This is a genomic window from Nonomuraea composti (genome assembly GCF_012034275.1).
Lineage (GTDB): Bacteria > Actinomycetota > Actinomycetes > Streptosporangiales > Streptosporangiaceae > Nonomuraea > Nonomuraea composti.
Window position 1 is genome coordinate 620850 of record NZ_JAATEP010000001.1, and the last position, 10402, is coordinate 631251.

Below are 10402 nucleotides of genomic sequence, written 5' to 3' on the forward strand. Positions count from 1 at the left end.
CACCGGTGAGCGCCGGCGGGGTCAGCGGCCGTCGAGGAGGGGGAGGGCGTCGCCGTAGATGTCCGGGCTGCGGTCCGCCGCGCCGACGAAGTCGCCCGGGAAGCCCAGGTCGAAGTCCACGGCCGACTCCAGCCGCCGCATCACCTCCTCCGGCAGCTCCCGCGCCAGGTCGCAGGCGCCCAGGTCGTCCTTGAGCTGCTCGGCGCCGCTCGTCCCGAGGATGGGATGCACGCCGCGCCGCAGCGCCCACGCGATCGCGAGCCGCGCGGCCGTGACCCCCAGCTCGCCCGCCACCTCCAGCACGACGCGCACCCCGGCCCGGTCCCGCTCGCTGATCGACTCGGGCGACACGCGCCCGGCGGGAGCGCCGGGGGAGGCGTACCGGCCGGACAGGACGCCGTGCGCGAGCACCCCCCACGCCGCCACGCTGATGCCGAGGGCCCGCGCCATCGGCAGCAGCTCCCGCTCGATGTCGCGCCGCAGCAGGCTGTACGGCACCTGCAAGCCCGCGAACGGCGTCCACCCTCGCCACTCCGCCAGCGTGTCGGCCCGGCTCACCACCCACGCCGGCGCGTCCGAGATGCCCACGTACAGCACCTTCCCCGACCGGACCACGTCGTCCAGCGCCCGCATCGTCTCCTCGATCGGGGTGTGCCGGTCCCACACGTGCACCCAGAGCAGGTCGATGTAGTCGGTGCGCAGCCGCCGCAGGCTCCGCTCCAGCGACAGGACGAGGTTCTTGCGGTGGTTGCCGGCCGCGTTGAGGTCGGTGCGGTCGCGGGTGGGCGTGTATTTGGTGGCCAGCACGAAGCGGTCGCGGCGGCCCTGGAGCAGCTCGCCGACGACGTCCTCGCTGTCGCCGTACATGGAGGCGGTGTCCACGACGTTGCCGCCGGACTCGGCGTACAGGCCGAACACGCGCCGCACCTCCGGCGTGGCCTCGCGGTAGGTCATCGCGCCGAGGAACAGCTCCGACACCCTCAGGCCGGTACGGCCCAGCAGCCGGTACCGCATCATGCCGCCTGGTAGGGGACGGCGAGCCGGGCCCGGCGCAGCGCCGTGCTCCACCAGCCGAGCTGGTCGAGCAGGGCCTTGGCGGCGGCCTCGGCGCCCTCCACGTCGCGGATGAGCCGGCCGTCGGTGTCGAAGCGGGTCCAGTGCTGGTCGAAGCTGATCCAGTTGCGGATCGGCACCGCGTGCAGTTCGCCGAACACCTGCCGCAGGTGCTCGGCCGCGCGGATCCCGCCGCCCTGCCCGCCGTACGAGATCAGCGCCACGGGCTTGGCCTGCCACTGCGTCAGGTGCCAGTCGATGAGGTGCTTGAGAGCGGCGGGGAAACTGTGGTTGTACTCGGGCGTCACCACCGCGAACGCGTCGGCCCGCTCCAGCCGGTCCGCCAGGTGCCGCAGCTCCTCCGGCCGGCCGGACACGTCGGCCAGCTCCACCGGCGAGAGCGGCAGCGCCGCGGGCAGGGGCGTGTCGGCCGGGTCGATGACGTCCAGGTCGAACAATCCGTGCGTGCTCGCCTGCTCGCTGAACCACCGCGCGATGCCCGGCCCGTAACGTCCCTCACGGAGGCTGCCCGAGATCACCGCCAACTTCATCTTCGTCATGGCCGTCAGCCTGCCGAACCGCCGCCCGCCGAGAAAGGCCGTGCCCAGACTGGCCCCGGCAGGGCCACGATAACCGCGCCCGCCTGTCCGTAGACTCGGGGCCGTGAGCGAGAACGAGCTGGGCGCCTACCTGCGCTCCCGCCGTGAGGCACTCAAGCCCGCCGACGTCGGCCTGCCCGGCGGCGGCCGGCGGCGCACGCCGGGGCTGCGCCGCTCCGAGCTGGCCACGGTGGCGGGGGTGAGCGTCGAATACCTGACCAGGCTGGAGCAGGGCCGCGACCGCAACCCGTCCGTGCAGGTGCTCGTGTCGCTGGCCGACGCCCTGCGCCTGACGCCCGACGAGCGCATGCACCTGCGCCACCTCGCCAAGGTGACCAGCGGCGGCGTCGCGCTGTGCCCGGCCGCCTCGCAGGCGCCCGCCCGCGTCGTACGCCCGGCCGTGCGCGCCCTGCTCGAACGGCTGGAGCCCGCGCCCGCCGCGCTGTTCAACCGGCTGGGCGAGGTGATCGCCCGCACCACCGGCTTCGAGCGGCTCTTCGGCCCCATCGGCCTGCTCGACGACGAGACGCCCAACCTGACCCGCTACGTCTTCACCGACGTCCGCGCCAGGATCGCCTTCCCCGACTGGGACAAAGCGGCCGACGAGCGAGCCGCCGCACTCAAGTACGAGGCCGGGCCCGACGACCCGTGGGCGGGGGAGCTGATCGACGTGCTCACGTTCGCGGCGGGCGAGGCGTTCACCGCGCGCATGGCCGCCTCCACCGGGCCGCCCCGCCTGGCGCCCGTGCAGCGCATGGCGCATCCGGGGGCCGGCGAGCTGCGGCTGGCCAGGGAGCCGCTCGACCTTCTGGGCGACGACCAGCGCATCCTCGTCTACCTGCCCGCCGACCCCGCCACGGCCGCCGCCCTCGACCGCCTCACCGGCCGACACCCCGGCGCGCTGCGCGCCGTCAGCGCCTGAGCCCGGCCCCGCTTGGAGGGCGCCGGCCCGGGTAGCGGGCCGGTATGAGGTGGGGAAACGGGGAGGTCAGGCCGCTGGGCGGGTGGATGGGCTGCCTGGCGATGATCCTCATATCGCTGGTCCTGTCGGTGGTGCTGACGATCGTCGTCAACCTGCTGCTGTGAGCACGCGGGGTCAGACGCGGCGCGGCGTGCTGTCAGGCGCGGCGCAGGGTGCGGGTCAGGCCGGCGGCGATCGTCGTGGCCAGCACCCAGCCCGCCGCGATCAGCCCGTACGCCAGCCACTGCGTGCCCCCGCCCGGGTTGAACGCCTTCTCCTGCCCGAAGTCGATGATCGGCAGCAGCAGGTCGAGACTGTAGACGAACGGGTTGAACTCCGGCGCCTCCCCGCGCTTCAGCGGCGGCGGCTCGGCCACCCCGAACACCACCGTGCCCACGGCCAGCAGCGCCACCAGCCATCCGGCCGCCCGCAGCGGGTGGAAGCCGTAGCCGACGGTGACGTCCTGCAGATGGCCCCAGAAGCGGGCGTACCCGGGCAGGGTGCCGCGCCGCTGCCGTTGCCCGGCCAGGAGCGTGGCGCGGGCGTCGCCCTCGCTGCCCAGCCGCCGGTACATCGCGGCGAGCTGCTCGTAGGCGTTCGGCAGGTAGCCGTCGGGGTCGCGGCGCAGCCAGTCCAGGCGCTCCGCGGCCGGCAACATCGGCTCCAGCACCTCGTACGACAGCCCGTCCATGCACAGCTCGTCCGGCCAGTCGCGGGGATCGTCCTGCAGCGCCCCGACGCGCGCGTGCCGCAGGTCGACCGTGCCCCGCACCGGCTTGGCGGTGCGCATGGCCAGCTCCCGCACCTCCAGGCGGCGGCAGGTGAGCGCGATGCCGCCGGGCGCCTCCAGCGTGGCGCCGTCGAAGCAGAGGCGGCTGCCGATCTGCGCGTACGTCAGCCGGATCCGGCCGCGCGCCGAGAAGCCCTCGCAGAGGTTGAGCACCTTGCCGACCGTAAGGCCGTTGGCCGACAGGGCCGTGCCGCCCGGGTTGGCCAGGGTGGCGCCCTTGAAGTGCGCGGGGCCGGTCACCGAGGCGTCGGTGAGGCTGATCTCGCCCTCGGCGGACATGCCGTCGCGGGCCAGCAGCGCGCCGTCCACGGTCAGGCGGTCACCGCGCAGGGCCACCTCGCCGGGGGCGCGCAGGCGGGCGCCGTCGAGGGTGAGCGTGCGGCCGACGGAGGCGCCCTCCAGCCAGACGACGCCCTCGGTCTCGATCCGCGACAGGTACAGGCCGCTCTCGGCGTTCAGCCCGCCACCGTGCAGGGCCAGGCCGCCCGGGTTGCGCAGGGTGGACTGCCGCAGCGTGAGCGGGCCCGAGACGCGCGCGAACCGCAGCGAGAACTCGCCCTCCACCTCCATCCGCCGCGCGAACAGTCCCACCTGGGCGACCAGGTTCGAGCCGCCGAACGCCAGCCCGCCGGGGGCGCGCAGGCGGGCGCCTTCGAGGTTCACCGCGGCGCCGATCCTGGCCGCGGTGAGGATGATCTCGCCGTCGCCGGAGAACCCGTCGCGGGCCAGCAGGTTGCTGCCGACGTCGAGGTGCTCGGCGTTGAGCGCGGTGCCGCCCGGGCACTCCAGGCGCGCGCCGTTCAGCGAGAAGTTGCTGCTGACGCGGGCGCTGCGCAGGCGCACCTCGCCGGTGACGTGGCAGCCGGTCAGCCGCAGGTCGCCCTCGACCTGGAGGTTCGAGGCGACCAGGCCGGGCAGGGCGCAGCCGGTGAAGCTGAGGAAGCGGGTGCGGGCCTGGTAGAGGTCGGGGGCCTCGTCGAAGACGCAGTCGCGGAAGGTGACCGGCAGGTCGACCTCGCCGAACGCGAGATGTAAGCGGCCGGTGACGCGCGCCCCCGACAGGCGCAGGGCCGGCTTCTCCTTCGGGTCGGTGTACTCGCCGAGCAGCAGCTCCGCCAGCACCTCCGCCCGCACGCCCCGCTCGGGGCCCCAGGCGGTGGCGTTGGCGGGGGAGTCGTGGGCGGGGTCGCCCGAGCGCAGGTCCACGTCGTGGCCGCGGCGGACGGCGACGGCCAGGGCCTGCTCGGCGTCGGTGAGTTCGGCGTTCGGCACAAGCCCATCCTGCTCCACTCGCGACGCTGGCACGCCCGCAGGCCGGCACGCCCGCACGCCCGCCACACGTCCGCACGTCCGCCACACGTCGTCCGCACGTCCGCGCGTCCGCCGCACGCCAGTTGCGCGTCGCCTACGCGCGTACGTCGAAGCCGAGCGTGCCCGCCACCACCGTCGCCTGGACCGCGTCGATGATCGCCCCCTTGAGCGTCGCCTCGCGCGGATCGAGCGTGCTCAGGTCGCTGCCCCGCAGGTCGCACCGCGACAGGTCGGCCCCGTGCAGCCACGCCCCCGACAGGTCGGACCGCCGCAGCTTGGCGCCCTCCAGCTTGGCCCCGGTCAGGTCGGCCTCGCGCAGCCGGGTGCCCTGGAAGGCGCTGCCGCGCAGGTCGGCGCCGGGCAGCCCGACGTAGGACCAGTCGCCGCCCTCCACCTTCAGCAGCCCGAACGTGCAGCCGTCGAACATGCTGCCGGTCAGCTTGCAGCTCCTGAACGTGGCGTCGAAGAACGAGCAGCGCGAGAACGTGCAGTTGAGGAAGCGGGCGTCCTCGTGCACCGACACGTTGAACCGCACGTTCCTGAACTGGCACTCCTCGAACGAGGAGCCGTGGTCGGCGACCTCGGTCATGTCGACGTCCTGGAACAGCACGCGGTGGTGGCTCTCGTGCGAGAGCTCCCTGCCGTCCCAGTCGGCCGATCTGATGGTGGTCTCCGTCGGCGGCGCCGGGACGCCGTACCTGCGCTCTGCCATGCGAACAAACTAGCGGATCCGGCCGCCCCTACGCGCGCTTGGCGATGGAGGTGATGACCGGCTGCACCAGCTTGGCCGCCAGGGGGCCGAACGCCGCCAGGATGAGCACGTACGCCGCCGCCAGGGCGCCCAGATCGGGGTGCACGCCCGCGCCGACCGCCAGGCCCGCGATGACGATGTTGAACTCGCCGCGCGGGATGAGCGCGATGCCCGCCCGCGCCTGGCCGGCCTTGGCGATGCCGGCGCGCCGGGCCGCGTACATGCCGGTCAGGATCTTGGTGATCATGCTGACCACGGCCAGCAGCGCGGCCAGCCCGGCCACCGGCAGGATCTTCGCCGGGTCGGTCTGCAGGCCGAAGAAGACGAAGAACACCGCCGCGAACAGGTCGCGCAGCGGCGCCAGCAGCGCCTGCGCGTCCTCGGCCAGCTCGCCCGACAGCGCGATGCCGACCAGGAACGCGCCCACCGCCGCCGACACCTGGAGCTGCTGGGCCAGCCCGGCCACCAGCAGGGCCAGGCCGACGACCTTGAGCAGCAGCACCTCGGAGTTGGGGCTGGAGACGAACGCCTCGATGAACCGTCCGAACCGCAGCGCCACGACCAGCACCACGCTCACCGTCAGCAGCGCGATGCCCACCGAGATGGCGCCCTGCACGAAGCTGAGCCCCGCCAGCAGGGTCGTCAGGACCGGCAGGTAGATCGCCATCGTCAGGTCCTCGAACACCAGCAGCGACAGCACCGTCGGCGTCTCCCTGTTACCGATCCACCCCAGGTCGGACAGCACCTTGGCGGTGATGCCGGAGGAGGTGGCGTAGGTGACGCCGGCCATCGCGACGGCCGCCACGGGGCCCCAGCCGAGCAGCAACGCGCAGACGGCGCCCGGGGCGGCGTTGAGCACCAGGTCCACGATGCCCGCGCGGGCGTTGCCCGCCAGGCTCTTGACCAGCTCGTCGGCGTTGTACTCGAGACCGAGCGTGAGCAGCAGCAGCACCACGCCCAGCTCCGAGCCGATCCCGAGGAACTCGTCGCTGGTGGCCAGCGGCAGCACGCCGCCGGTCCCGAACGCCAGGCCCGCGATCAGGTAGAGCGGGATGGGCGAGATGCCGACGCGCAACGCCAGCGCGCCGAGAATTCCAAGACCGAGGAGGACAGCACCGAACTCCAGAAAAACGACCGCGGTATGGTGCACCCGCGGCCCTACCCGTTCGCCAGGATGTCGGCCACCTCGGCGGTGCTCTCCTCGCTGCCCACGACGACCACGACGTCACCGGCGCTGAACGGGAAGTCCGGCCCCGGGCTGGCGAAGACCTGCCCGGCGCGCACCACCGCGACGATGGATGCGCTGGTACGGGTACGCACGCGCGCCTCCCCCATGGGGCGGCCCGCGTAGGGGGAGCCGGCCGGGATGGGAAGCTGCACGCTGACCAGGCCCTCGACCTGCTCGTGCAGCGCGTTGAGCCGGGCCACGATGCGGGGGGCGCCCAGGAGCTCGGCCAGGGCGTCGGCCTCCTCGTCGTTGAGCTTGACCGTCTGGCAGACGGCGTCCGGGTCCTCCTTGTCGTAGATGACCAGGTCCCGGCGGCCGGTGCGGTGGGACACGACGCCTACCCGTTGTCCTTTGCGGGTGGTGAAATCGTGTCGTAGCCCGATTCCCGGCAGTGCTGTTTGTTCGACCTCCACCTATCCCACCCGTCCAGATCCGCATATTTCCGGACAACCCTACCAATCTCATACCCCGCTCTGGTCTGCGCCAATGACGCGCCATGCCGGATCTTGCGTCGGGTGATGGCCGAGGTCCTTCGAGGCAAAAGCGCACCGCGCGCCGCCTGCCCGCGCCGCGCCCGCCTGCGCCCCGAGCGGTCTGCGCCCCGGCGGCCGGTGCGGCAGCGGGGGCTGCACGTGTGGGACGGTCCCAAGTGCTCTGGTCCTGCGTCCCGCCCGCCGTGCCGCGTCGCGTCGGTCCGTGTCCGCACTCGCCGTGCCCGCGCCCCGGGCGGCCAGCGCCCCGGCGGCCGGTGCGGCGGTGAGGTGGGCGGTGGGTTCGGGTGGGGCTGGTGTGGGGTTGCCTGCGCAAGGCGTAACCTACGTGCGAGACTGCCCGTAAGGGCCTGCCAGGCGCCGCGGCCGGTGGAACAAGGTGGCGGCGCGGGCGTCCCCGGCAGAGTGAGCGACCACCAAAAGGACATTGCACCATGCCGACCGCCCCTCCGATCCGGCTGGTTCTCGTGGAAGATCACGCCATGGTCGCGGAGGCCATCGGCCTGGCGCTGGGCAGGACGCCCGACATCGAGGTGGTGGCGCAGTCGGGCACCATCGCCGCCGCGCTGGCCGACGCCGGCCGGTGCCGGCCCGATGTGATCGTGCTGGACCGCCGGCTGCCGGATGGTGACGGGGTGGCGGCGATCGGGCGGTTCGCGGTGGCGGCGCCCGGGGCGCGGGTGCTGGTGCTGACCGGCGAGGCGACCGCGTCCGTGGCCGCGAGGGTCGTGGCCGCCGGTGGGGCCGGGCTGGTGGTGAAGTCGTCCAGGCTGGGTGAGCTGGAGACGGCGGTGCGCGAGGTGGCGGCGGGTGGTGTGGTGTTCGCGCCGGGGCTGCTCCCGGGCGTGCTGGACCGGCTGACCGGCCGGGCGGGGCATGTGGGTTCCGCGCTGACCGCTCGCGAGCGCGAGACGCTGCTGCTCCTGGCGGAGGGCGCGAGCACGTACGAGATCAGCGACCGCATGGGCGTGGCCCGCAACACCGCGCGCAACCACGTCCAGCACGTGCTGGAGAAGCTGGGCGCCCGCTCGAAGCTGGAGGCGGTGGCGCTGGCGCGCCGCGACGGATTGCTGGATTGACGCATTTGCACTAGCCCGGGTCCCACAAGTGCACCATGGGGCCTGAAGCGCTTGCGTCTCGTGACCTGCCAGGCGACTCCCCGAGAGTAGAGGCGTGGAAAGTGAGGAGGCCGAGCGTTACCAGGTGGACACCCGGCTGCCCAAGGAAATGGGCAGTATCACGGTGGCGCGCCGCCTGGCGGGAACGGTCCTGCGGGAGTGCGGCTATCAGGGGCGTCATGAGGACGTCCTGCTGGTGGTCTCGGAGCTGGTGACGAACGCGCTCGTGCACGGCGACGGCCCGCCGTCGCTGAGAGTGCGGGCGAGCGCGGCCCAGGTGCGGATCGAGGTGGGCGACGCCGGGGTGGCGCTGCCGGAGACCCGCGAGCCCGGCCCGGCGAGCGGCTGGGGGTTGCACGTGGTCAGGCTGCTGTCGACGGGCTGGGGCATCTCGCCCGCGGAGAGCGGCAAGGTGGTGTGGTGCGAGCTGGCCGCCCGGTTCGCCCCGATCCAGGTGACGCCGTCCGAAGCGTGAGGTCCGATCCAGGCGACGCCGTCCGAGGCGTGAGGTCCGACACGGGCCGCGCCATGCGAGGCGGGAGGGAGACCGCGAGCAGGGCCCGTCGCTCTACGTAGATCGGGTTTGGCTCTGCGGTCATGTCGTGCAAGGCTGCAATATGCCCGAGCATGACCAACCGCAGGAGGATATGCGGCTGCTCGTTCAGAGCATCCGTGACTACGCCATCTTCATGCTCGACCCCGACGGCGTGATCGTCAGCTGGAACGACGGCGCCGAACGTATCAAGGGATACACCGCCGGCGAGATCATCGGCACCCATTTCTCCGTCTTCTACCCGCCCGAGGCCGTGGCGGCGGGCAAGCCCGCCACGGGTCTGCGGGAGGCGGCCGCCGAGGGCCGCTGGGAGGAGGAGGGCTGGCGGGTGCGCAAGGACGGCACCCGCTTCTGGGCCAGCGTCGTCATCACCGCCCTGTACGACGCGTCGGGCGGGCTGCGCGGGTTCGGCAAGGTGACGAGCGACCTGACCGAGCGGCGCAGCATGGCCAGAGCTTTGGACGAGCGCGGCCAGCTCCTGTCACGTCTGGTCCAGGCGCAGGAGCGCGAGCGCAAACGCATCGCCTCCGGCGTGCACGACGACACGATCCAGTCCATGGTGACCGTCGGGATGCGGCTGCGGATGTGGGGGCGTGAGCTGCCCGACGAGTACGCCGGCGTGGTCCAGGCGCTCGACTCCCTCGTGGACGACGCCGTCCGCCGGCTGCGCGAGCTGGCCTTCGAGCTGCACCCGCCGGGCGACGGCCTGGTGGCGAGCCTGACCGCCTACCTGCGCGAGACCATGCCGGCCGACGGCGTGGCCTTCGAGCTGGCCCACGAGCTGGACGCCGAGCCGCCGTACGAGGCCGCCGTGATCGTCTACCGCATCTGCCAGGAGGCGCTGACGAACGTCCGCAAGCACGCGGGGGCGGAGCACGTGCGCGTGGAGCTGGCCTCGCGCGATCGCGGCGTGCACGTCCGCGTCCGCGACGACGGCGCCGGCCTGACCGTCAAGGACGGCGAGTCGATGCACTACGGGCTGGCCGAGATGCGGGAGCGGGCGGAGGCGGCCGGCGGGTGGTGGAGCATCGACGGCCCGCCGGGCGCCGGCACGACGGTGGAGTTCTGGGTCCCCGCCGTCGCCCCCGCCTGATCAGGCGTCGATCAGGGCCAGGGCCTGGCGGGCGATCTCCCACTCCTCGTCGGTGGGGACGACCAGGACGGGCACCTCGGCATCGGGCGGGGACACCGCCCGCTCCCCGGTCGCGTCGGCCTCGTTGAGCGCGGCGTCCACGGTGATGCCGAGCCGCTCCAGCCCGGCCAGCGACTCGGCGCGGGTGGCGGCGTCGTGCTCGCCCACCCCGCCGGTGAAGACGATCGCGTCCACCCGGCCGAGCAGCGCGTAGGAGGCGCCGACGTACTTGCGGATGCGCCGCGTGTAGATGCGCAGCGCCAGCCGCGCCTCCGCGCCGTCACGCGCGCGGACCTCCCGCATGTCGCCGGTCCCGGCGAGGGCGAGCAGCCCGCCCTGGTGACCGAGCGCGTCCTCGACGTGCCCGGCGTCCAGCCCTCGCACGCGGGCGAGGTACCCCGCCAGCCCCGGGTCC

10 protein-coding genes and 1 pseudogene are annotated in these 10402 nt (G+C 73.4%); 4 read left to right on the forward strand and 7 right to left on the reverse strand.

The window, feature by feature from the left end:
- Nucleotides 1–21: 21 nt before the first annotated feature.
- Both HCN51_RS02755 and HCN51_RS02760 read right to left on the reverse strand, forming a co-directional pair.
- A complete protein-coding gene (locus HCN51_RS02755; protein WP_168006480.1) occupies nt 22–1014 on the reverse strand; it encodes an aldo/keto reductase in 993 nt (330 codons plus the stop codon).
- Nucleotides 1014–1613: an NADPH-dependent FMN reductase gene (locus HCN51_RS02760; protein WP_168006316.1), complete on the reverse strand. Its 600-nt coding sequence runs from the start codon at nt 1611–1613 to the stop codon at nt 1014–1016. Before HCN51_RS02760 ends, HCN51_RS02755 begins: the two co-directional genes overlap by 1 nt.
- A 103-nt stretch (nt 1614–1716) precedes the next feature.
- On the opposite strand from HCN51_RS02760, the gene HCN51_RS02765 reads away from it, so the two are divergent.
- Nucleotides 1717–2574 (forward strand): MmyB family transcriptional regulator, encoded by an 858-nt coding sequence (locus HCN51_RS02765; RefSeq protein WP_168006318.1) that lies wholly within the window; start codon nt 1717–1719, stop codon nt 2572–2574.
- A 196-nt stretch (nt 2575–2770) separates the two neighbouring features.
- On the opposite strand, the gene HCN51_RS58875 is transcribed toward HCN51_RS02765, so the two are convergent.
- From HCN51_RS58875 to HCN51_RS02785, 4 genes are all read right to left on the reverse strand, one after another.
- Nucleotides 2771–4675 carry a hypothetical protein gene (locus HCN51_RS58875; protein WP_168006320.1) on the reverse strand — a complete coding sequence of 635 codons (1905 nt, stop codon included), beginning with the start codon at nt 4673–4675 and terminating at the stop codon, nt 2771–2773.
- A 133-nt stretch (nt 4676–4808) separates the two neighbouring features.
- The gene (locus HCN51_RS02775) at nt 4809–5426 is read right to left on the reverse strand and encodes a pentapeptide repeat-containing protein (RefSeq protein ID WP_168006321.1); all 618 of its coding nucleotides are present in this window, start codon (nt 5424–5426) and stop codon (nt 4809–4811) included.
- Nucleotides 5427–5454: 28 nt separating this feature from the next.
- Entirely contained in the window at nt 5455–6615 is a 1161-nt protein-coding gene (locus tag HCN51_RS02780; RefSeq protein ID WP_168006323.1) for a cation:proton antiporter domain-containing protein, read from the reverse strand.
- A gap of 8 nt (nt 6616–6623) precedes the next feature.
- Nucleotides 6624–7106, reverse strand: coding sequence for a cation:proton antiporter regulatory subunit (locus HCN51_RS02785; protein WP_080040457.1), 483 nt, complete (start codon nt 7104–7106; stop codon nt 6624–6626).
- 512 nt (nt 7107–7618) lie between these two features.
- Here HCN51_RS02785 and HCN51_RS02790 point away from each other — a divergent pair.
- The 3 genes from HCN51_RS02790 to HCN51_RS02800 all read left to right on the forward strand — a co-directional run bounded on the left by HCN51_RS02790 (nt 7619) and on the right by HCN51_RS02800 (nt 9948).
- A complete protein-coding gene (locus HCN51_RS02790; RefSeq protein ID WP_168006325.1) occupies nt 7619–8263 on the forward strand; it encodes a response regulator transcription factor in 645 nt (214 codons plus the stop codon).
- Nucleotides 8264–8357: 94 nt separating this feature from the next.
- Entirely contained in the window at nt 8358–8777 is a 420-nt protein-coding gene (locus HCN51_RS02795) for an ATP-binding protein (RefSeq protein ID WP_168006327.1), read from the forward strand.
- A gap of 172 nt (nt 8778–8949) precedes the next feature.
- Nucleotides 8950–9948, forward strand: a complete 999-nt coding sequence (locus HCN51_RS02800; RefSeq protein ID WP_240972312.1) for a PAS domain-containing sensor histidine kinase — start codon at nt 8950–8952, stop codon at nt 9946–9948.
- Here the strand turns inward: HCN51_RS02800 and HCN51_RS02805 are convergent.
- Nucleotides 9949–10402 (reverse strand): annotated as a pseudogene (locus HCN51_RS02805) (acetate kinase); the annotation flags it as partial. It abuts the gene before it with no gap.

Coding starts and splice junctions, on each gene's coding strand:
- HCN51_RS02800 (WP_240972312.1), top strand. CDS start 8,950: ATGCGGCTGCTCGTTCAGAGCATCCGTGACTACGCCATCTTCATGCTC.
- HCN51_RS02775 (WP_168006321.1), bottom strand. CDS start 5,426: ATGGCAGAGCGCAGGTACGGCGTCCCGGCGCCGCCGACGGAGACCACC.
- HCN51_RS02760 (WP_168006316.1), bottom strand. CDS start 1,613: ATGACGAAGATGAAGTTGGCGGTGATCTCGGGCAGCCTCCGTGAGGGA.
- HCN51_RS02755 (WP_168006480.1), bottom strand. CDS start 1,014: ATGCGGTACCGGCTGCTGGGCCGTACCGGCCTGAGGGTGTCGGAGCTG.
- HCN51_RS02790 (WP_168006325.1), top strand. CDS start 7,619: ATGCCGACCGCCCCTCCGATCCGGCTGGTTCTCGTGGAAGATCACGCC.